Source organism: Chitinophaga caseinilytica (genome assembly GCF_038396765.1).
Taxonomy (GTDB): Bacteria; Bacteroidota; Bacteroidia; order Chitinophagales; family Chitinophagaceae; genus Chitinophaga; species Chitinophaga caseinilytica.
Genome location: NZ_CP150096.1, coordinates 3913430 through 3936142, shown reverse-complemented (window position 1 = coordinate 3936142; position 22713 = coordinate 3913430). Strand labels below are relative to the sequence as shown.

The 22713-nt window shown below is 54.0% G+C and carries 20 protein-coding genes and 1 tRNA gene; 12 read left to right on the top strand and 9 right to left on the bottom strand.

The genetic code is table 11. The annotated features are described in order from the left end of the window. Positions 1-145: 145 nt before the first annotated feature. Positions 146-532, top strand: coding sequence for a hypothetical protein (locus tag WJU22_RS16145; protein ID WP_341839209.1), 387 nt, complete (start codon positions 146-148; stop codon positions 530-532). 119 nt (positions 533-651) lie between these two features. Then, positions 652-1902 (top strand): geranylgeranyl reductase family protein, encoded by a 1251-nt coding sequence (locus WJU22_RS16140; protein ID WP_341839208.1) that lies wholly within the window; start codon positions 652-654, stop codon positions 1900-1902. 19 nt (positions 1903-1921) lie between these two features. Here WJU22_RS16140 and WJU22_RS16135 read toward each other — a convergent pair whose 3' ends face one another. Continuing rightward, positions 1922-3118, bottom strand: coding sequence for a hypothetical protein (locus tag WJU22_RS16135; protein ID WP_341839207.1), 1197 nt, complete (start codon positions 3116-3118; stop codon positions 1922-1924). A 141-nt stretch (positions 3119-3259) separates the two neighbouring features. Between WJU22_RS16135 and WJU22_RS16130 the strand changes: the two genes are divergently transcribed. Further along, a complete protein-coding gene (locus WJU22_RS16130) occupies positions 3260-5122 on the top strand; it encodes a tetratricopeptide repeat-containing sensor histidine kinase (protein WP_341839206.1) in 1863 nt (620 codons plus the stop codon). Continuing rightward, entirely contained in the window at positions 5085-5840 is a 756-nt protein-coding gene (locus WJU22_RS16125) for a LytTR family DNA-binding domain-containing protein (RefSeq protein ID WP_341839205.1), read from the top strand. Before WJU22_RS16130 ends, WJU22_RS16125 begins: the two co-directional genes overlap by 38 nt. Positions 5841-5842: 2 nt before the next feature. Here WJU22_RS16125 and WJU22_RS16120 read toward each other — a convergent pair whose 3' ends face one another. The 6 genes from WJU22_RS16120 to WJU22_RS16095 form a co-directional block, all read right to left on the bottom strand. Further along, positions 5843-6934: a hypothetical protein gene (locus WJU22_RS16120; RefSeq protein ID WP_341839204.1), complete on the bottom strand. Its 1092-nt coding sequence runs from the start codon at positions 6932-6934 to the stop codon at positions 5843-5845. A 92-nt stretch (positions 6935-7026) separates the two neighbouring features. Continuing rightward, positions 7027-8028: an SPFH domain-containing protein gene (locus WJU22_RS16115; protein ID WP_341839203.1), complete on the bottom strand. Its 1002-nt coding sequence runs from the start codon at positions 8026-8028 to the stop codon at positions 7027-7029. Between the two features lie 150 nt (positions 8029-8178). Then, positions 8179-8586, bottom strand: a complete 408-nt coding sequence (locus WJU22_RS16110; protein ID WP_341839202.1) for a hypothetical protein — start codon at positions 8584-8586, stop codon at positions 8179-8181. A 23-nt stretch (positions 8587-8609) separates the two neighbouring features. Next, a complete protein-coding gene (locus WJU22_RS16105; protein ID WP_341839201.1) occupies positions 8610-10199 on the bottom strand; it encodes a beta-carotene 15,15'-monooxygenase in 1590 nt (529 codons plus the stop codon). Then, positions 10192-11256: an HlyD family secretion protein gene (locus WJU22_RS16100; RefSeq protein WP_341839200.1), complete on the bottom strand. Its 1065-nt coding sequence runs from the start codon at positions 11254-11256 to the stop codon at positions 10192-10194. Before WJU22_RS16100 ends, WJU22_RS16105 begins: the two co-directional genes overlap by 8 nt. Positions 11257-11263: 7 nt before the next feature. Beyond that, positions 11264-12592 carry a TolC family protein gene (locus tag WJU22_RS16095; RefSeq protein ID WP_341839199.1) on the bottom strand — a complete coding sequence of 443 codons (1329 nt, stop codon included), beginning with the start codon at positions 12590-12592 and terminating at the stop codon, positions 11264-11266. 113 nt (positions 12593-12705) lie between these two features. Here WJU22_RS16095 and WJU22_RS16090 point away from each other — a divergent pair, with 113 nt between their 5' ends. Continuing rightward, positions 12706-13491: an AraC family transcriptional regulator gene (locus tag WJU22_RS16090; protein ID WP_341839198.1), complete on the top strand. Its 786-nt coding sequence runs from the start codon at positions 12706-12708 to the stop codon at positions 13489-13491. Positions 13492-13608: 117 nt separating this feature from the next. Further along, on the top strand, positions 13609-16035 hold the full coding sequence (locus tag WJU22_RS16085; RefSeq protein ID WP_341839197.1) for a glycoside hydrolase family 95 protein: 2427 nt from the start codon (positions 13609-13611) through the stop codon (positions 16033-16035). Between the two features lie 264 nt (positions 16036-16299). Here WJU22_RS16085 and WJU22_RS16080 read toward each other — a convergent pair whose 3' ends face one another. Both WJU22_RS16080 and WJU22_RS16075 read right to left on the bottom strand, forming a co-directional pair. After that, positions 16300-16950 (bottom strand): DUF7151 family protein, encoded by a 651-nt coding sequence (locus WJU22_RS16080; protein WP_341839196.1) that lies wholly within the window; start codon positions 16948-16950, stop codon positions 16300-16302. Positions 16951-17066: 116 nt separating this feature from the next. Beyond that, positions 17067-17140: transfer RNA gene (locus tag WJU22_RS16075), tRNA-Pro, on the bottom strand. Between the two features lie 164 nt (positions 17141-17304). Between WJU22_RS16075 and WJU22_RS16070 the strand changes: the two genes are divergently transcribed. From WJU22_RS16070 to WJU22_RS16045, 6 genes are read left to right on the top strand one after another with little or no spacing between them, the layout of a single operon-like run. Next, positions 17305-18570, top strand: a complete 1266-nt coding sequence (locus tag WJU22_RS16070; protein ID WP_341839195.1) for a dihydroorotase — start codon at positions 17305-17307, stop codon at positions 18568-18570. After that, positions 18567-19046 (top strand): DUF4199 family protein, encoded by a 480-nt coding sequence (locus tag WJU22_RS16065; protein WP_341839194.1) that lies wholly within the window; start codon positions 18567-18569, stop codon positions 19044-19046. Before WJU22_RS16070 ends, WJU22_RS16065 begins: the two co-directional genes overlap by 4 nt. Then, positions 19043-19999 carry a glycosyltransferase family 2 protein gene (locus WJU22_RS16060; protein ID WP_341839193.1) on the top strand — a complete coding sequence of 319 codons (957 nt, stop codon included), beginning with the start codon at positions 19043-19045 and terminating at the stop codon, positions 19997-19999. Before WJU22_RS16065 ends, WJU22_RS16060 begins: the two co-directional genes overlap by 4 nt. Continuing rightward, a complete protein-coding gene (locus tag WJU22_RS16055; RefSeq protein WP_341839192.1) occupies positions 19999-21114 on the top strand; it encodes a glycosyltransferase in 1116 nt (371 codons plus the stop codon). The genes WJU22_RS16060 and WJU22_RS16055 overlap by 1 nt, the downstream gene beginning before the upstream one ends. A gap of 33 nt (positions 21115-21147) precedes the next feature. Beyond that, positions 21148-22131: a hypothetical protein gene (locus WJU22_RS16050; RefSeq protein WP_341839191.1), complete on the top strand. Its 984-nt coding sequence runs from the start codon at positions 21148-21150 to the stop codon at positions 22129-22131. Between the two features lie 23 nt (positions 22132-22154). Continuing rightward, on the top strand, positions 22155-22658 hold the full coding sequence (locus tag WJU22_RS16045; protein WP_341839190.1) for a hypothetical protein: 504 nt from the start codon (positions 22155-22157) through the stop codon (positions 22656-22658). Positions 22659-22713: the final 55 nt, after the last annotated feature.

Here is a 22713-nt window from a genome sequence, read left to right as displayed (position 1 = left end):
CGCAGCGGTGACAATCCACTTACAATTACGTATAGCCTATCCCGTTCCTGTTTGTGTTATTTGTTTGTTTTCGCATCGGCAAACACGTCCTGCGACTTCGCGTTATTATCTTATGGTACATTTTCATCACCCAAAAAACCATTGTATGAAAAAAGCACTCTTTATCCTGTTGGTATCCCTGGCATTCACCAACCTTCAGCAAGCCTCCGCAGCCGTTGCCCCGGCCTCCATGCAGCAAGCCGCTTACCCGGAACCCGTTCTTTACTACATGGCGCCCTTCGACTGGAGCTGTCAGCTCGTTTTCGTCATGAACTCGGAAAACGATACCATTATCGATATCTATTCCGTGAACACCGCTACCCAGCAGCGGACCTATTACGAGCACGACATCACCATTTCCCCCGACGGTAAAAGCTATTCCCTGTACGTCGACAACACCGACGATGGCCGCACGGTGTACACCTACGGCACCATCAACGGAACGGCTGCGGGCGGATACGGATATTCCGCAACCTGGAGCTATATATTCTAACCGATCCCGAAACCACAAACTCGTAAGACCTGCGTTGCTGCAGGTCTTTTTTTGTGCCAATTGTCCGAAGCTGAAAATCGCCTTCGCCAATTTCCTCCATTTTCCTACATTGCACCGATATGGTCCAAACCGACATCTGCATTATCGGCGCCGGCCCGGCAGGCGCTACCGCCGCGCTTCAGCTGGCTTATATGGGCATCCCCTGCGTGGTGGTCGATAAGGCCGTGTTCCCCCGCGATAAAGTCTGCGGCGACGGCCTCAGCGGCAAAGTGCTCACGCTCCTTTCCCGCATAGATCCCGGCATTGCGGAAAGACTGCAGCAATATGTGTTCAAGGAAGACAGCTGGGGCGTTACGTTCATCGCCGCCAATCGCATGAGCATCAACATACCCTATAAACCCGGCTATGAAAAACTGCCCGGCGAGCCACGGGGCTTTGTTTGCAAACGCATTCATTTCGATAATTTCCTCGTGGAAGAACTGCGGCGCTGTCCGCAGGTGCAGCTGATAGAAGGAAAGTCCATCACGAAATACGACCTCCGGCCCGATGGCTACCTGCTGACGGACGCCTCCGGCAGCCTGCAGATCAGGACGAAACTGGTGATCGCCGCCAACGGCGCGCATTCCGGCTTCACGAAAGATGTGGCCGGCATCCGCATGGAGCCCAAACACTATGTAGCCGGCATCAGGGCCTATTACAGCGGTATCAAAGGCCTGCATGCCGACAACCTGATCGAACTGCACTTCCTCAAAAACGTGCTGCCCGGTTACTTCTGGATCTTCCCGCTGCCGAATGGCGAAGCCAATGTTGGCGTGGGCATGCTCAGCAAAGTGGCGCGGCGCAGAAAGATAAACCTGAAGCAATTGCTGCTGGATGCCGTCCAAAGCGATCCGGTGCTCCGGGAACGGTTCAGGGACGCCACGCTCCGGGGCAACATCGACGGATATGGACTGCCCCTCGGCAGCAAGAAACGGCGCCTGTCGGGCGAAAGGTACATGCTGGTGGGCGACGCCGCCTTCCTCATCGACCCCTTCACCGGCGAAGGTATCGGCAATGCGATGTACTCCGCACGCATGGCTGCCCAGCAAGCCGCGGCCTGCATCGCCGCAAACGATTTCAGCGCCGCCACCATGCTGGCTTACGACGCAAACATCGCGCGGGTACTGGGGCCGGAACTCACGATGAGCACCCGCCTCCAAAAACTCATCCGCTTCCCCTGGCTGCTCAATATGCTCATGCGGCTCGGCGCCAGGAACAAGGAATTGCAGGAACTGATGACGTGCATGTTCCACGAAGTAGACCTCCGCAAAAAACTGGCAAAGCCGCAGTTTTACCTGCGGCTTCTGTTGGGACGGGGGCTTCGCCCTTAACTATAGGGATGAAAAATGATCACTTGTCGACCGAATACCCTTTCGATGCGGCCAGCTGAAGGATAGACTGATTGATGGCCGTGCCCAGATCGTCTTTCACATTGGCCGTCTTGCGCTTCGCATCGATGAACTCCTGCCGCTTTTTACCCAGCACTGCGATCGTTTTCTGGATACTGTCTCTCGCCTGTCCCTTCGCCGCTATCACTTGCCGGATTTCCGCCTCCGATTTGCCTTGCAGTTCCTGCGGAAGGTCGCCTTTACTAATTTTGCTGAGCACGGCGTGGTCCTTTTTGCTTCGCTCCACCAGGTCCCAGCTTTCATTTTTGTACACTTCCTTCGCTTTGCTCACGGTACGTTCCGCCGAATTCGCAGCAGAAATGGATTTGGCGTTGTAATCCTGTTGCGCCTGGTTGCTTTTCTTCGCACGGCCGACGGTGCCGTATGCGATGTAGGTGTCGTTCAGCTTTTCGTTACACGCGTCGATCTGGGCGTCGTAGGGCGTTTCGATGTAGGTCACTTTCTCGTCGGAGTCAATGAAAAAGTATTTCCCTTTCCCTTTGTCCGCACCGTCTTTCCACCGGGTATTTATACCTTCCTGCCTGTCGCCGCAGAAAATGGTATTGATGAAAATGCTTTTCCGCAGGGCATCTCCGGCGGCATTGACATAGGAAATCCGCCCCTGATCGAAGGGTTCGTTGCCGGCGATATAGATCAGCTTCATATCGGCTTCGTCGCGTCCCCATTCCAGCGATTTCACGGCGGTATTGATCACAGCGCCGCAGTATTCCTGTCCACCGTTGGTTTTAAGCGAAAACAGTTTTTCCGACAGCAGGTCGAGGTCGGTAGTCAGGGGAAGCACTTCGCGGATGTGGCCGTTGGTTTCGGACAGGCCATCGTTCCCGTATTCATACAATGCGATCTCGATGACGGGCGTTTTTCCCTGATATTTTAGTGTGGTGAGGGTATTGATGATGTTCCACAGGCGGGATTTGGCCTGGTCGATGAGGCCGTCCATGCTATTGGAGGTGTCCAGCAGCAGGGCCACCTGGATCCGCGTCCCGGTATTGTCTTTCGGTGAGGCCGGCGCCTGGGCGGGCAAGGGCGTTGCTGTTGTAACCGGGGTTTGATGGGCCACGGGCGAAACGTTGTATTTCCAGGCAAGGAGGACCGAGGTCAGGGCCAGACCGGTGATCCCGGTAATGATTACAGTTTTCATATGCTTGGCGTTAGTTTGATGACCTGAAATTAGCCGGTCTCGCCCTACGCTTTCGGCGCACTTGGTGAAAGGGGCGGTTCACTGGGTGAAATATTCCGCTCCGGCGGGGAAAAATCCTATTTTGCACGGGAATTCATCGCCATGGTACGACAGTGTTTCGTCATTATAATATCGATCGGGCTGCTTTGCTGCGGCTTCTCCGTTTTTGCCCAGAAACAGGAACGTGAAAGCACGCCCGCCAGCAAGAAGGTCAAATACGACGGCCGGTCCAAAGCCGCGCGGGAGCTGGAGAAATCGCTGTATGCCGACGATAACGAACTGAAAACCGCCAAAAGCTATGAAGCCCTGGCCACGGAACTGACGGAAAAGAATGACTACGCCAAAGCGGAAGAATATCTCAAAAAAGCGCTGGACATCTACCTCCGGCTTAAACACAGCAATGCCGCGCCCGCCAGCCGCGCCCTCGGCAAGGTGCAGGAATTGCAGCACAAGATAAAACCCGCCATCTCCAGTTACCTATCGGCCGGCAAGCTGTCTTCCGACACCACGCTCGAACGCGCCAATTTCAACGACGCCAACCGCCTGTTGAACGCCGACAATCCCCAACGACAAACGGATTACGCGCAGTCCAACGTCGCGATTTTCGAGAAGGAAGGCAAAAAATCCGAAGTCGCCGACGCCTATCGCCAGCTCGGCAACAGCCTTTTCAACCAGAACAACAAGACCGAAGCCATCGAAAGCTATAAGCGGGCCCTCGATAAAAGCGACAACACCGGCGATATTTCCGCCATCAGCAAGGAAATTTCCCGCGCGTACGTGGAAGACAATAATATCGCCGGCGCCATCCAGCAAAGCGAAAGCATCCTCGCCAAAGCCCGGGAAGCCCACAACACGGCGCTCCAGATCGATCAACTCCAGGAACTCGCACGGCTGTACGCCGACCACCAGCAGCCCGATAAAACCGGCGACCTCCTCGAAGAAGCCTACTTGCTGGCGTTCAAAAGCGGAAATACCTCGAAGGCGAAAGATTGTCTAATTGCGCTGACGAGCTATCTCAAACATCAACGCAAGGATGCGCTGGCCATCCAGCGGTACGATAATTTCCTCCTCAACCTCGATTCCCTCATCCGGACAGACAGCTCGCTGGTGGATGCCAGTCTTTTCGACATCACGGAGGGGAAGATCAGGGACCTGGAGCGGGAAAAGGCGCTGCAGTTGGCGCTTATCGACAACAAGAACAAACTCAATTATTTCCTCATCGTTTTCGTAGCGGCGATGGTGGTGCTGCTGGTGTTCATCGTACGGTCGCTGCGGGCTATCAAGGTCAAGAACAAGAAGATCGCGCTGCAATCGCTTCGGCGGGAGATGAACCCGCATTTCATATTCAACAGCCTGAACAGCGTCAATCAATACATCGCGGAAAACAACGAAATGGAGGCCAACCGGTACCTTACCTCCTATTCGGGCCTCATGCGGAACGTGATGGAACATTCGAACCGGGATTTCGTTACCCTGGCCGTGGAAGCCGAACAGCTGAAAAGGTACCTCGACCTGGAGCAGCTCCGCTTCAGCGATAAATTCGTGTACATCCTCGAAATCGACGAATCGCTGGACCCCGATACGGCCATGATCCCCAATATGCTCATCCAGCCTCATCTCGAAAACGCCGTCTGGCACGGACTGCGGTATAAAGACACGAAAGGCTTGCTGCGCGTAGGCTTCCGGAAAGAAGGCCAGCATATCATCGTGAAAATCGAAGATGACGGGATCGGGCTGGCGAAGAGCCAGGAACTGAAAACCGCACACCAGAAGGCGTACCAGTCGCGGGGCATCACCAACACCCGGGAACGCATCAACCTGTTGAACGATATTTACCATCTCCGCATCCGGCTGGAAATGGAGGAAATCACCGCCAGCGGCGCCACCGGCACCCGCGTGGTATTGCAACTTCCCTTAATGGACAAGCATGAATTTAACCGGAAAGATCACAGCGGTCATCGTTGAAGATGAAACCGCCGCCATCGTGGCTTTGCAGAATTACCTGGGGAAATTTTGTCCGCAGGTAAAGGTAATCGGTACCGCGCAGAACAGCCGGGAAGCCGTGGAAGTGCTGCACGACCTTCAACCGCAACTCGTGTTCCTCGACGTGGAAATGCCTTTCGGCAATGCGTTCGATGTGCTGGAAGGTTGCCAGGACCTCCAGTTTGAAACGATCTTCGTCACCGCGTTCTCCGAATATTCGCTGCGGGCGCTGAACCAGAGCGCGGCGTACTATTTGCTGAAACCCGTAAGCATCGAAGAACTGATCCTGGCCGTGAACAAAGTGCAGCAGCAATTACAACAGCGCCAGTGGATCGATCGCAACCGGATCATCATGGAAAACGCACGGGAAAACAACCCCGGCATGCAACAGGTGATCCTGCCCACGCTGGACGGGTTCGATGTCGTGAAAATGCATGAAATCGTAAGGCTGAAAGGGAACGGGAACTTCACGGACGTATTCCTGACCGATGGCAGCAAGAAGATGGTCTGCCGCTTCCTGAAACACTTTTCAGAAATGCTGCCCCACCCTTTTGTCAGGGTCCATAAATCGCATATCATCAATATCCACTATGTGCAATCGTACCATAAAGGCGCGGGCGGATATGTAAACCTGAACGACGGCACAGAAGTGGAAGTGTCGCCGGCGTACAAAGACAGTCTACTCAAGGCTTTCCAGTAAGATTATTGCTGCCCCATCATGATAAAAATGAGTATGATAGCAAGCACCACCAGCACTACCAGCGTTACCTTCCATCCCGAAACGGGCTTCTTCCCGTGCACCTTCCCGGTTTGACCGTTTACCAGGAAATGGTACGTTTTCTTTTTATAAACGTAGGTGCAAAGCCAGATAGGCAGCAGGATGTGCTTGTAGGTTTGATCGGCGTACGTGGTGTTGACCCGCAAATCTTTGTAAGTATCGATCCGGCACATGCCGGCGCATGCGTTTTCGATGAAATCGTCCATGATGGCTTCGGCTTTGGTGTATCCGTCGTGCACGGCCACGTCGTACACATCGGCTGCCCAGCCAGACAGGTATTGCGCGTCGAAGTTCACCAATTCATCCAGCTGGTAAGGAAACACGCTTTCGTATTCCTTTTGCGAAAGTTCGGTGGCACCACCGATGAGGATATCATCAAAAAAATGATCGAAAGTGCCGCTGCGGTAAATCCATTCCGTGCGTTGCACCGTGCGGGTCTGACGTTTTCCCTGTGCGTCGGTGTAAGATTCCGTTTCGTAGTAATAGCGGCCGCCGTAGCCGGTCCAGCTGCTGTGGGTTTGCGCGTCGTACGTCCAGAACGGCAGGTAGATGCCGTGCAAAGCATCGTGCCGGGCAATTTGCTGCAGATCTCCCGGCGCCCACCATCCTTTTCCGATCCAGGTTTTGAAGATGCCGAGCGATTGTTGCTTGTCGACTTTGAAGGGAACGATACCCGAAGGCTGAATGACCCTCGTTTTATATGCTTCCGGGTTTACGGCCTCGTAGTTACAGAAGCTGCAGGTAAACGTGGGCGTTTCCGACATAAAAACCGATTCCGACCCGCAGCGGTTGCATTTATAAACCCGCTGCTCCACGGTCACCGCCGCATCGTTACCCGTTTGCAACTGCTGGCGGAGGTTATGCTCCTGGATGTGATCGGTGGATTTGTCGATGTCTACCTGCGTGCCGCAATGTTCGCATTCGAGCTTTTGCAGTTTTGGGTTGAAATACAATTGGGCATTGCATCCCGGACAGGGAAACAGCAGTAAGGGAGCGTTGGCGGTCTTGGAATCCATTTAATGTTTGCGTGAGATCGGAGAACGGCGACTGTATTGAATTTGAGCGACCGGAACGGGTTTGGGGCCCTTTCCGGCCGCTGCGGATAACTTTATAGTTTACCGAGAATTTCGGCTTTCTTCTGATTGAATTCCTCTTCCGTCAAAATGCCCTGAGCTTTCAGTTCGCCCAGTTGTTTGAGGAGGTCCAGCAGCTTTTGTTTTTCGTTGGGATCGGCGGCGGGTGCGCTTTGCGGCGCGGCCGGCTGCTGTTGCTGCTGGAGCATATTGGTGAGGATCACGCCTGCGCCCATGCCCGCCATGCCGGCGGCTCCCGGGTTGTTGGAGAGGTTCTCCAATGCAATGCCGCCCTGCATCTGGTTGAACTGGTTCAGCTTATCGGCCATCATGTTGAGCTGCGTCGTTTTATCGAGCATTTTCTCCACTTCTTCCGGCAGCGTGACGTTCTCGATGAAGAACTGCCCGAGCTCAATGCCCCATATGTCGAATTCCTTCTGGAAAACCGGCTTCAGCTTCTCCCCGATCTCGGTAAAATTAGCGGACAGGTCGAGCACCGACACGCCTGCTTCTGCCAGTCCTTCCGCCAGTTTGCTGACGATCACGTTGCGCAATTGCTCGCTTACCGATTCCACGCGCACCCAGGGATGGGTGCCGGCAAATTCCTTGATGAACTTCTTCGGATCGGTAACCCGCATCGTGTACGTCCCGAAAGAACGCAGCCGTACCTGTTTGAATTCAGGGTCGCGGACGATGATCGGGTTGGAAGTCCCCCATTTCAGGTTGGTGAACTGCCGGGTGCTTACGTAGTAAATATCTACTTTGAAGGGCGAGTCGAACAGGTATTTCCACGATTTCAGCGTGGTGGTGATGGGCATGTTGCTGGTAGTGAGCTCGTGCCGGCCGGGCAGGTACATATCCCCGAATTCGCCCTCGTTCATGAGCACCGCCACCTGCGATTCCCGCACGGTCATTTGAGCCCCGTTCATGATCTTGTCTCCCTTATCGGGGAATTTATAGATCACAGTATCCGTAGTGTCATCCACCCAGTCGATGACTTCGATGAACTCATTTTTGATAAAGTCGAATATGCCCATGGAAAAATGTTTTATTTGGAGTCGTAAATGAACACCGGAAGTTACAGAAAATTTAAATGCAATGGATATGGGCGATGAACATTCTCCCGCCCGGTAGCGGACAGTTCAGACTGGCGTGGTTGACCGACAGGTACAGCTTCTATTCCTTCATTATTCCCAACTACCCGTGATCGAGATACTCAGGCTATCGTTTTTCACTTCCATATCGATCGGGAAGATGATCTTGTACTCACCCATATCCACGCTACATGTACCTATCAGCCCGGAAACATCGCCCCACAGCGGCACGCGGTAAGACTTGTGATACAACGTCATGGGGATAGACGGATGGATGCCGAACGTGGCGGGAAGGGTTTGGCCTGCAGGATAAAAACCCGTCTCCGCGATGGCGCCCTGGCCATTATCGCCGAACACTTTCAGGTAGCGTTTTTGATCGGTAGGATTTTGGTGCCGGTAATCGTTCAGGCGGATGGTTTTGAGACGGAACGTCCGGTTTTCCTTTCCGCAGGCGGCCATCATCCCCACCGCCATCACTAAAAACAATTTCTTTATGCGCATTCCACTGATTTTTTGATACATGATTATGCCGGGGAAAGCCAGCGAGAACGCAAATATGCCGTAGTCCTGTTCAGATATGGGAACAGCGCGATCAGGAGCAGCGTACTCATGATCAGGACGGCCATCATTTCATAATAATCCATGGCAAACCGCAATTGCCCCTGCCGGTTGATATCCGCGACCAGCATTTTATGCGCGCCCTTCACGGATTGCGCATGGGCCAGCCCCCTCGCCGCCAGGTGCCCCGCCTGCTCCTGCAAAGCCTGTCTGACCACGGGCTCGGTTTTGGTAAGATGGTCTTGAAAAGCATTATAATGCCTGCTTTTCCCGAATAGCTCGAAGTAATTGATGATCCCGATACTGACCACGAACCCCAGGTACCTGACCGCCAGGCAGGCCGCTGCTGCGGAAACGCCCAGGGAAACCGGCACCGCCGAAATCGCGTAGATGATCGTCGGCACCATGATCATTCCCACGCCCAGGCCCTGAATGAACAGCGGCAGGAAATAATTGAACTCGTCGGCCTGCACATCGAACCCGAAATACATCTGCACATGGAACACCAGCAACAGGAAAAACCCCGGCAGCCAGATGTACCGGATCCGCTTTTGCTGCAGCGTCATGGCGCAGGCGATGATGACGCCGGCCGTCAATCCCGCCAGGTTGAACAAATTGATGTAGGAAAGATGCATGGGGTCGAAGCGCAGCACGCTCACGAAATAACTATTCGTGATCCCCGACGCGAACCGGCAAATGTACATGACGAACAGCACCAGCAATCCCACCCTGAAATTCCGGTACCGGAACACCCGCAGATCGATGTAAGGCCGCTTCATGGCCCGCTGCCGCAACATGAACAAGGCCCCCAGCCCCACGATCGCCAGTACGCTGTACCGTATCCGCGAATCGCCGAGCCAGTAATATTCCTGTCCGTAAATCATGATATACCCCACGAGGCACAACGCCACGCTGTACATGGCAAAACTCTGCCAATCGAGCTTGTACAGCGGGAACCGGACGTTGAGGCGCACATTGTTCATCGCCAGCAGCAACAATACGAGGCAGGGCAGGTATGAAAACAGCGCGCCTTTGTACACGATATTGAAATTGAACGCGTCTATCAGGTCGGCCGTCACGAAATTATTGAACGGCATCGCGCACAGGAGCAACCCGAAAAAGACGGAGAAACTGATCTCCCGCGCCCGTTCGCTGCGCAGGCGGGTGAACATGAGCGTGAGCGACAGGTTCACGGTACACGAAAACAGCATCCCCTGCACGAAGCGCACGGGAAACAGGATGTAAATCTCGCGGGTATGATAGCAAACCAGGCTCGTCAATATTTGCAGGAACGTGAAGAGGATGAAGTATTCCCGGGTGGCGAGGTAGGTAAAAAAACGGCGCTCCAGGCTGTAAAAGCCCACATATCCCGCATAGAACAGCGCTACGGCAAACTGGATGTCTGCCGGCTCGCTGCCGTAATAGCCCGCCGCGGCGTTCACATTGGCCATGGGCAGAAAAAACAGGACGATGCTGGGCAGGACCAGCAGGAACAGGATCACTTTCACGCCCCATTCCGGCACCCAGGGCTTGAAGATGGGAATGGCATTATCCACGATGCTGCTTTTTACGGACGTACACATTCACGTTCATGCCTACTTTCAGGACATCGATGGTTTTCCTTTCACCGTCGATGCGGATGCGCACCGGCACGCGCTGTACGATCTTGACGTAGTTGCCCGTGGAATTATCCGGCGGCAGCAGGGAAAAACTGGAGCCTGTTGCGGGAGACAGGGAAATGATCGTTCCCCTGAACGCCTGGTCGGGGTAGGCATCCGCCACCACTTTCACCGAATCACCGATGTGCATGTTCGCCACCTGCGTTTCCTTGTAATTGGCCACCACCCATTTGTCGGTTTCGTCGTTCACGATGAAGGCCAGCGTTTCTCCCGCGTCGATCATCTGCCCTACTTCCACCGTTCGCCGGCCCATCCGGCCGTTGTACGATGCGGTAACGACCGTATAGCTCACATCGAGCTTATGCCGGTCCAGCAAGGCTTTCAGCCGGGCGATCTCCGCGAGTACGACCGTCTTTTCCGCTTCGATGTCGCCAATGCGGGAAACGGCGGCGCCGTAGTTGTCTTCGGCCGACTGGTAATCGCTGGTATTAACGTCCAGCGTGGCTTTCACATGCTCCAGCTGCTGTTTGGTGGCAGATTCCTCTTTGTACAATTGCTGGTAGCGGTCGTAGTCGAGCTGCTGCTTCCAGACTTCCGCTTTCGTAGCGGCGATCTTCGATTTGGCGGACGCCGCCGTTTTCCCGAGCGTATGCACATTGCTTTGCAATACCCGCAATTGCGCTTCGGCTTTCCGGATGGAAGCTTCCGTCTGCTCCTGCTGAAGCGCATATTCCCGGTTGTCGATGATCAGCAGCGTATCTCCTTTCTTCACCTGTTCGTTTTCCTCGAACTTCACGGCCACGATAAAGCCGCCCGCCCGGGCGATGACGGGGTTCACATATTCCTGTACCTGCGCGTCGTTGGTTTGTTCGTAAGTATAATAGCCCCACAGCGTGAAAACGCCCCAAACGGCCAGGGCCAGTACGATCATCCCGGCGATCCAGCCTGTGATGCGGGTAATCAGCCTGTCGGTTACGGTGTATTTCTTTTTCATGATACTTTTAAAGAATGCCAGTAATGTTTTGAAGGAGGAAGTATTTGTCTTGCGCCAGGATGCGCGCCGCCGCGAGCTCGAACCGCGTTTGCAGCACCTGCACGTCGGCATCGAGGAGGTCTGTCACGAGCGAAGTATGATTGAAGTAGGTATTTTTGATGATGCGGGCGTTTTCCACCGCCTGTGCCACGTTCGCTTCCGCTACGCTGATGCGAACGAGCGCCTCCCTATAGCGGAGAAAGGCTGCTTTCACCTGCTGGCGCACCTGGTCTTCAGTGTCTTTATGCGCGATTTCCTCTTTCTCCAGTTCCAGCTTCGCGGCGCGTACTTTGTGGACGTTGTGCCAGAGCTCGGATATGGGGAAAGAAGCTTTCAGTCCGGCTACGCCGAGCGAGTACCAGTAAGGGTTGTAGGGGAAAAGGAAGATTTGGGGATTGGCATAGTAGAATTCGCTATAAATGCCGGCTTTCGGGCGGAGATTGGCTTTCGTTTTCCGCAATTGCAGCTTGCTCAGTTCGGTTTGTTGTTCCGAGATGTGATAAGGGAACGAATGCGCGAGGGCTTCCGCGAGATATTGTTCATAGTCCTTTTCTCCGTCGGGACGGGGATCGATATCGGCCGGGACCACCGTTCGCTCATCGGGTTCTCCCATGAGGATGTTCAGTTGCTGGGTGGCGATGCGGATATCGTTCTCGATGGTCACCTGCGTGAGCTTGCGCTTCGACAGGTCGAGCTCCACGCGCAGCACGTCGCTTTTGAGGACGGTGCCGTTCCTGTAATATGCCTTGATTTCCTGCAATTGTTTTTCCTGGTCGGCGATGTCTTCGATGATCAGTTTGCGGTAGATGAGCGATTTCTGCAGTTCGAGGTACAGCGCCGCAGTTTTATACCGGGTGTCAGACACGGCCTGGTCTTTCCGGATGAGGCTGATCTGGTGGAGGGTTTTCGCCTCCGCGATCTTCAGGTTCAGTTTGTTGCCATTATAGAGATGGAGGTAGAAATCGGCGCCTACCCGGTACAGCGTGTGGATCACTTCATGCTGGGAAGGTTTGGAGAAAAGCCCGTTCTCGTAAATGGGGATGTTGGTGGCTTTTTCGGCGGTGCCTTTTACGCCCAGTTCGGGGAATCGCTCCATCCGGGCATCTTTGATTTCTTCTTCGGCAATTTCGGCGGACGTTTTTCGTAATTCCACCAGCCGGCTGTGTTCGTCCGCCTTTTGCCAGGCCTGGGGAAGTGAAATCCTTAAGGTGTCGTTCCCGGCGCCCTGCGCTTGCCCGCAGGCACTGTAAGCCGCCAATAACAAACCCGAAAAGAGCACTAATTTTCCTTGGTTCATCGTGGGTGCAAAATTACCATCCCGGCACATGCCGGGTTTCTCCAAAAAAGTCAATCTTTTCATCATTCCGGCCAAAATGGATTAGTTTCGCTGGAAAATAAGTTTGCGCTGATATGGGACTTATCGCATCCTTGCCGGAAATCGACAAGAAAAAGGAAAGCGTGTTCGTGATGCACGAGAAATCCGAAAAGCTCATCCCTTTGCATTCGCATACCAAAGGACAACTGAGCTATGTGGAAGGCGGCATCGCCTACATCACGATCGATTTCAAAACCTATGTGGTACCGGCCCGGCATTACTTCTGGATCCCCCGGGGCATGGAGCACATCCTCCGCATCGGGTATTCAGCCACGGTGCTGCGCTCCCTTTACTTCTATGCGCACGACGATCACGCCCATCCCTTCTACAACCGCCTCGGCATCTACCCTGCCAGCGAGCTGCTCATCCAAATGATCAATTTTTCGGAACGGTGGGACGGCAGGCATGTAACGCCAAAAGACGACAACTTCGAATTCCTCGTTGCCCTGAAAAACATCCTGCCGCAGTTAAACAACAAGGCGCTGCCCATCATTCTTCCCACAACGGACAACGAACAGATGCAAAAGATCATCCGCTACCTGGAAAAGAACCTGGCGGAACCGCTGACGGCGAAGCAAATCTGCGGGCAATTCAATATGAGCGAACGGTCGATGTCGCGCCTCTTCCAGGCTACGTTGCACATGTCTTTCCTGCAATTCCTCAAAACGGTGCGCATGGTGAAGGCCATCGAGCTGATCCTGAAAACGCAGCAGCCCATCGGCGATATCGCCTATGCGGTGGGGTACAATACCATCAGTTCTTTCAGCGATGCGTTCCAGGATTTTACGCTTTCGCGGCCGACAGATTTCAGGAAAAACTGATCGCCCGCTAATATCCCACCGGAACCGGTCAATGGAATGGCAGTCCTTTTTCCGGGATACCACTACTTTTATCGGAATTCTCAATGCATTTATCATCCAAAATCAAAACAGCATTACATGTATCTGTTTAAAAGATGGCTGTGCGCACCACTCGTCTGCCTCCTGCTGGCCACAGCGGCTTACGCCCAAAACAACAAGGCAGGCAGGATCTGGTACACAACGCCGGCCAATGCGGCCGTCAAAGACAATCCCGACGGCTGGGTAAGCGATCCCGAATGGCTGAAAGCCCTGCCTGTGGGGAACGGGCACATTGGCGCCATGGTATTCGGCGATGTACAGCGGGAACGCATTCAATTGAATGAAATGACATTATGGAGCGGCAGTATGGACGAAGGCGACAACCCCGAAGCGTCGAAGTACCTGCCGCAGATCAGGGAATTGCTTTTCCAGGGAAAATACCGGGAAGCCACGGAACTGACCAATAAGACGCAAATCACGAAAGGCAAGGGTTCCGGCCATGGCAACGGCGCCAATGTGCCGTTCGGTTGCTTCCAGACATTGGGCGACCTCTGGCTCGATTTCCCTTCCCGCCAACCCTATACCAATTATTACCGCGAACTGGACCTCATGAACGGCATCGCCCTTAGCCGGTTCACGCAGGACGGCGTTACCTTCACCCGGGAGGTTTTCGCCAGTCACCCTGCAAAAGCGCTCGTAGTGCGGCTTACGGCCAGCAAGCCCGGCGCCATCCATTTCGATGTTTCCATCGACCGGCCGGAACGATATACCACTACCGCTAAGGGCAATGCCCTTTTGATGGAAGGCGTGATGAACGATGGGCGCGGTGGCGAAGGCATGCGGTACAAAACCTACGTATCGCCCGTACTTACCGGCGGCACGGTAAAAGCGGCCGATGGTCGGCTGCAGATCAGGAACGCCACCGCCGTTACGCTCGTTGTAACCGCCAAAACCAGCTACAGGCAGCATTATCCCGACTTCCACAATCCCGGTTTCGCGACAGAGCTGGAAGCCATTACCCGGGCTGCCGTAGCAACACCTTACGCTAAACTGAAACAGGCGCATACCGCCGATTTCAGCGGGATGATGAAACGGGTGGATTTTCAGTTGGACGGGTCAACGAACGATATCCCCACCGATCAGCTCCTGAAGAAGAACTTCGACACCAAAAATGAGCAGGTGTTATACCCGCTGTACTTCCAGTTCGGGCGCTACCTCCTGCTTTCGTCTTCGCGCGCGGGCGGGCTGCCTGCCAACCTGCAGGGAATCTGGGCCAACAAGATCCAGACGCCATGGAACGGAGATTATCATACAGACATCAACGTGCAGATGAACTACTGGCCGGCGGAAGTCGCCAATTTATCGGAAAGCCACGTTCCGTTAATGGACCTGATCGCCATGCTGTCCGGACCAGGGAAGAAAACCGGCAAAATACAGTATGGCATCGATGGTTGGGCATTGCATCCCATCACCAATATCTGGGGATACACATCTCCCGGCGAATCGGCCAGTTGGGGGATGCATATCGGCGGCGGCGCCTGGATCATGCAGCACGTGTGGGAACATTATGCCTTTACCCGCGACCGCGCCTTCCTCGCAAAGGCGTATCCATTGCTGAAAGACGCGAGCAGTTTTTACCTCGGCTGGCTGGTGAAGCACCCGAAAACAGGGAAACTCGTTTCCGGCCCGTCTCCTTCGCCGGAGAATACCTTCAAAGCGCCCGACGGCTCCAATGCCCAGATCAGTATGGGCCCGGCTCACGACCAGCAGGTGATTTACGATCTCTTCGACCACACCCTGCAGAGCGCCAAAATACTGGGGATGCCCGACGATGAATTCCTGGCGAAAGTAGCCGACGCGAAAGCCAACCTGGCAAGGCCGCAGATCGGTCCGGACGGCCGTTTGATGGAATGGGCGGAGGCTTTTGCAGAAGTGGAACCGCTACACCGGCACCTCTCCCATCTGTTCGCATTTTATCCCGGCAACGAGATCACTTTGCATAAAACGCCCGAACTGGCGCAGGCGGTCAGGAAATCGCTGGAAGCCCGGGGAGACGCGGGCGTTGGCTGGACCTACGCCTGGAAGATCGCGCTGTGGGCCCGCCTCCAGGACGGCGACCGCGCACTTTCCATCCTGAACAACCAATTGCGCCCCACTTCGGCAACCGATACCAGGTACAACGACGGCGGCGGCACCTACCATAACCTGTTCGATGCCTGTCCACCGTTCCAGATAGATGGCAATTTCGGGGTGATCGCGGGCATAGCGGAGATGCTGATACAGAGCCATGAAGATTTCATCGAGCTGTTGCCGGCCTTACCGTCAGCGTGGAAAGATGGGCATGTGAAGGGGCTTGTGGCCCGGGGGAATTTTGTCGTGGAGATGCAATGGAAAGACGGAAAACTGGCGAAAGCGGCAATATTGTCGAGATCAGGCACGCCGTGTAAAGTAAAATACGGTAACAAAATCGTGGACGTATCCGTAAAACGCGGACAGCAAGTGCAGGTTGCGCAACTTTTTCAATAACCGGTAAACAAATTGATACGCGAAAGGGCTCCTGGATGGGGGCCTTTTTCGTTTGTAAAAACCAGGCAGGAACAGGTGTAATGGGAAAACGTTGGAAGTGCTGATGCAGCGCTGCCAGCTGGTTGAACTGGCACTGCACTTCCATTCAGCGATAATCAATGCGTAAGAGCAGATGATCTCATCGCAATGTATTCACGATATAAACTCAAAAAGTCGCCAATAACGATTGGTGACTTTTTGAGTTGGTAAAACAAAATATACTGGCTATTTTCTGTACAACACTAAGAAGCTGCCTTCTGCTTCTGCATATGTAGCTCCGTCTGCATGCTGTACGCATATGCCTAACACAATGCTTTTCTTGGGAAAGTGCTGAAAACAGTTCCCGGAATGATAATAAGGCATAGTTGAGCTATAGGTAATATTGCTTTCAATTTCACTACCGCCGATGATTTCTTTGTCTGTAAAATTATATAACGAAAAGATACCTTTCCCGGGATTTCCTACGGCAACCTTTGCGAAAAGCACTACGGAATCAACACCTTTGTAGTTGGATATGTCGAAATTGACATATTGGATGAACTTACCGGCACCATAGCCGAAGTTGTTTTGGGAATTTGCAAATTTATCGATGGGAATGATAATTTGTTTATCGTACCCCCCGTTATTTCCATTGCAGATATTTTTCACCTGGTCTATTTCTCCTGCTTCCAGTTGTTTGTTCCCGTTTTTATCGATCCCGGATTTAATTACCAGGCCACCATTTTGGCATTGATCGCCGGGTTCGAGTGGTTGAATATCGATAAGGCTGATTGCACCATCTTGCCCATTAGTGCCGGCTGCGCCATCTTTACCGCAAGAAAAGAACAATGCCATCCCTGCCAGGCTAACGCAGAACGGAAGTTTCTTAAATTTCATAGATATATTTTTTGAAGGATTTAACAATTCATATCTGCAAATGGATGCAGTTTAACAACTCACAACTTCGTCCAAATAAAAAACCACCTCTGAAAGAGATGGCTTTTTTAAGTTCGTCGGGACGACTAGATTCGAACTAGCGACCCCTTGCACCCCATGCAAGTGCGCTACCGGGCTGCGCTACGTCCCGAACTTCCGGTCCGTTTGTTTGTGACGGGATGCAAAAGTAACGAATGTTTTCATTTTCACAAATTTTTCTGTGTTTTTTTGTCAAAAAACTGTTGACAACCGCTACCCGTACGCTATACATCCGGTCACATTTATGCGTACATTTGCACGGGATAAAATCAAAAGATGCAAATTTTACTGAAAAGCGCGACCATCGTTTCTGAACAATCGCCTTTTAACGGGCAACGAAAAGATATACTGATCGACAATGGCGTGATCACTTCCATCGCCGACGAAATTGCACCGGGGAACGCAACCGTGATCAACGGCAGCGGCCTGCACGTTTCCGGCGGATGGATGGACGTTTTCGCCCATTTCTGCGATCCCGGACAGGAGTACAAGGAAGATCTGCAATCCGGCGCCCTCGCCGCCGCGGCGGGCGGGTTTACGGCCGTCATGATCGTTCCCAATACACAGCCGGCGATCGATACCAAATCGCAGATCGCTTATGTGCACAGTTCCACCCGCAACAGCGTGGCGGAAGTACTGCCCGTCGGCGCCATCACCAAAAAACTGGAAGGCGCTTCCCTCGCGGAAATGTACGAAATGCGCGACGCCGGCGCCGTAGCCTTCTCCGATGGGCTCAAACCTGTGCAGTCGTCGGGCCTCATGCTCAAAGCGCTCCAGTACGTAAAAGCTTTCGACGGCACCGTGATCCAGATCCCTGACGACACCACCATCTCCGGTCACGGCCTCATGCACGAAGGCATCCATTCCACCCGCCTCGGCATGCCCGGCAAACCGGCCATCGCCGAAGAGATCATGCTCAAGCGCGACCTCGACCTCCTCGAATATACCGGCTCCCGCCTCCACGTAACCGCCGTATCCACCCGGGAATCCATCCGCCTCATCGCAGCGGCCAAAGCCCGCGGGTTGCAGGTTACCTGCTCCGTAACACCGTACCACCTGCTGTTCACGGATGCGGACATGGCTTCGTACGACAGCTTCCTGAAAGTGAATCCGCCGCTCCGCACGCAAGACGATGTGGACGCGCTGCGCGCCGCCGTGGCAGACGGTACGGTGGATTGCATCGCTACACACCACCAGCCGCAGGACTGGGACGCCAAACAGGTGGAATTCGAATATGCCAAACCGGGCATGATCGGCCTGGAAACGGCATTCGCCGCGCTACGCGCCGCTTTGCCAGAACTGGCGACGGACCGGCTGGTGAAACTGCTGTCAGACAATCCGAGGCGCATATTCGGTCAACCGGTGTCCCCCATCGCCGAAGGCGCTCCTGCCAACCTTACCATTTTCGAGCCTGAAACGGAATATACGCTGAGCGACGACCGCTTCCAGTCCAAAAGCCGCAACACGCCTTTCCTCGGCAAGTCCGCGAAAGGCAGTGTAACCGGCATCATTCGTCAACAAAAATCCTGGTTCCGGTCATGAAGAACAAAACGCATCTCCGCTTCGGCCTCCTGGCCGCAGGCATCAACTTCGCACTGCTGCTGACGCAACATTTTACCGGCGCCAGCTCCAATAATATCTTTTTCCGCATCATCGCGCTGGGCGTGCTGGTGGTGGCCGTAGTGGCTTCCTGCCTGCGCTTTTCCCGCGATATGGACCACAAAGCCAGCTTCGGTGAGGTTTTCGGCACGGGTTTCCGCACCACTGCCGCCGCCACCGTCGTTTTCGCTGCGCTGTTCATGCTCTTCGCGATGATGATGCCCGGTTACAAGGAACAATTCATCCAGGACATGATCGCCATGGGGCCGCAGGCCAATATGCCTGAAACCCATGCGGAAGAGTTCGAACGGCTGAAACAGGCCTTCCCCGTAACCGTGCTGTCTGGCATCCTCATGTTGTACGTGCTCCCCGGTACTGTTGCCGCTTTGCTGGGAGCCGCCTTAGCCAAAAAGAAATGAAACACCTGGACATATCCGTAATCGTTCCCTTAAAAAACGAAGAAGAATCACTGCCCGAACTGGCGGCATGGATCGACCGCGTCATGCAAGCCAACAGCTTCTCTTATGAAGTATGGATGGTAGACGACGGGAGCACCGACCAGTCGTGGGACGTGATCCGCCAGCTTTCCCACGAAAACCCGAACGTCAAAGGCATCAAATTCCAGCGCAACTACGGCAAATCGGCCGCGCTCAACGAAGGTTTCCGCAAGGCCCAGGGCCGCGTGGTCATCACGATGGACGCCGATCTGCAAGATTCGCCCGACGAAATCCCCGGCCTCTACAGTATGATCGTAGACGACGGGTACGACCTGGTGAGCGGCTGGAAGAAGAAGCGCTTCGACAACACGCTGACCAAAAACCTCCCTTCGAAGCTCTTCAACTGGGCCACTGTAAAAATGAGCGGCATCAAACTGCATGATTTCAACTGCGGTTTGAAATCGTACCGTAAAAAGGTGGTAAAAACCATCGAAGTATACGGGGAGATGCACCGGTACATTCCCGTGATCGCCAAGTGGAGCGGGTTCCGCAACATCGGCGAAAAAGTGGTGGAGCACCGCAAGCGCAAATACGGCACCACCAAATTCGGGCTGGAGCGCTTCATCAACGGCTTCCTCGACCTCGCGTCCATCACTTTCGTAGGGCGTTTCGGGAAGCGGCCCATGCACTTTTTCGGTGCGCTGGGCACGTTGTTTTTCCTCATCGGGTTCATCATCGCGGGGTACCTGGCCACGGCCAAGATATTCTGGATGCAGTACAAAATGACGGAAAGGCCGCTGTTTTTCCTCGCCATGCTGCTCCTGATCATCGGTTCGCAACTGTTCCTCACGGGGTTCATCGCCGAACTGGTAGCGCGCAACGCGCCGGAGCGCAACTCCTATCTCGTGGAGGAAATCCTTGAAAACGAAGACTGATGGCTGCTCCGCAGAAAATCGTCATCATCGGGCCCGCCCACCCTATACGGGGAGGGCTTGCTGCTTTCAACGAGCGGCTGGCGCGTGAGCTCATCGCGCAGGGGCACGAGGTGGAGATCCATACGTTCTCTTTTCAGTATCCCGGGTTCATGTTCCCCGGGAAGGAACAATATACTTCGGCGCCCGCTCCTGCCGGGCTTCGCATCAAACGCAGCGTACATTCCCTCAACCCGCTGAACTGGCGGAAAACGGGGCTCGCCATCCGCAGGCAACGGCCAGACATGGTGATCGTTGCATTCTGGATGCCCCTCATGGCCATGAGCCTCGGCAGCCTGGCGCGCATTATCCGCAAGAACGGGCATTCCCGCATCGTGGGGCTGGTACATAACCTCATCCCCCACGAGAAACGGCCGGGCGATGCCGCGCTCACCAAATATTTCGTGAACAGCTGCCACGCGTTCATCACCCTCAGCCGCGAAGTGCTGAGCGATATCCGCCGGCTCACCGATAAACCCGCCGCATTCGCGCCCCATCCCGTGTACGACCATTTCGGCGATACGCTCCCGGCCCCGGAAGCGCGCCGCCATCTCGGTCTGGACGAGCAAGGCAAATACCTCCTGTTTTTCGGGTTCATCCGGCATTACAAGGGGCTCGACCTCTTGTTGCAGGCCATGGCCGATCCGCGCATTCGCGCCATCGGCGACCTGAAGCTCGTGGTAGCCGGGGAATTCTACGAAGACCGGAAGAAATACGAACCACTCATCGGCGACAACGTGAAAATCGTCAGCGATTTCATCCCGGACGCCGACGTGAAATATTACTTCTCCGCGGCCGACCTCATCGTCCAGCCCTACCGTACCGCCACGCAAAGCGGCATCTCGCAGATGGCTTACCATTTCGAAAAGCCCATGCTGGTAACCCATGTGGGCGGCCTCCCGGAAATTGTGCCGGACGGAAAGGCGGGATATGTCGTAACACCTGATGCAACGGCCATTGCAGACGGTATCCTCCGGTTCCTGGAGCAACCGGCCGGCCGCTTCAACGCCTTTATCCGGGAGCAAAAGGGGCTATATTCCTGGGGCCATTTCGTAAAAACGCTCGAATCCCTGCAATAAATCGATGCTTTTGGGGTTAATAAGTCTAGTATCATGAAAGCCATCTTCCTCATCATCGCCATATGCTCCACCGCAGCCGCCTTTGGACAAAAGCTCCCGGCAGCCAGCTTCGCCGAACTCGAAAAGCGGCAGGATTCCCTGCGCGCCATGAGCTACGAGATCATCAACGGTAAAACCCAGGAAGTGCGCAGCACGAGGAACGACGCGTTCATTCCCGCGCTCGTCAAAGCCCTCAAAACGCCGTATTCTTTCTACTTCCCGTTCGATTCGCTGACGACGATGGCGAAGGTCTACCCGGCAGACAGTACCTTCCGCATCTTCACCTGGCCACTGGAAAACGACAACAGTACGTTCCGCCACTTCGGCGTGATCCAGATGAACACGAAAGACGGCTCCCTGAAGCTGTTCCCGCTGTTCGACAATTCCGACTTCACCACCAATACGGATACGATCACCAATCACCACGGATGGTACGGATGCCTCTACTACGCCATCATCCAGCGGCGGTATTTTAACGCTGAATACTACACCCTGTTCGGCTGGGATGCCAATAACATGCGCAGCCAGAAGAAGATCGCGGAAATGCTCACTTTCAAAGACAGCGTGCCCGTTTTCGGCGGCCCCTATTTCAGTTTCGTGGAAGATACCGTTCGCAAGCCCACGCGCAACCGGTTTATCCTTGAATACAAGCGCGACGCGGCCGCCAGCCTCAACTGGAACCCCGAAGCCAATCTTATCATTTACGACCACCTCATTTCCGAAACCGGCGAAGAAACCAAAAAATTTACGCTCGTCCCCGATATGGACTACGAAGGCTTCAAATGGCAGGCCGGCAAATGGGTACACGTAGAAAAGATATTCCACGACGCGCTTGAAAAAGGCAAAGTGCCGGTGGGCGTGCCTTTCGACAAGAGCAAATCGAACCTGAAAGAACCCAAAACCTACGATGAAATAGCGGAGGAAGAAGCCGCGAAACAAGCGGAGAAAGACGCCAAAAAGAAGAAGAAAAAGAACTGACGTCACCTTCCCAATCCCTTACTATGGAAAGAAGTTTCCGGCGACAACACACTTACCTTAAGTCACTCATTTGGTCGTTGATTTCGACAATAATTCCCGGATTCCTTTGCATTGCGCTGTTTCTGATATCAGATGAAGTGTTCGTTTTAATGGTCGGGTTACCATTTATCCTTTTAATTCAAATACCGTTCAAGTTCCGCAGGCATCGTTACTTCATTAACTACATCCAGATTGAAAACGGACTCGTTTACATCGATTACACCGACCGAAACGAGCATCGCACCATATCAGGACCATTTGCCGACTTCAAAATGCGCCACCGGATTGCGGGCTTTTTCAAGCCGCCGCAGCACTCGCTCCGTATCTATTTTAAAGGCAAGATTGTAGCTAGGCAGTATGAAAACGGCACCTGGACGATCGCCGACATTCAATTTTTCGATGCCATGTATCCGGTATACATTCCCTCTCCCGAAGAATTTTTCGGCAACATCTGGAATAAAATCAGGAGGAAACAGACTGCAGATTAACGCTCAGCACCCATTGCGTCGCACACTGCGGCGGCAGTGAGGGTTTCAGCTTTGC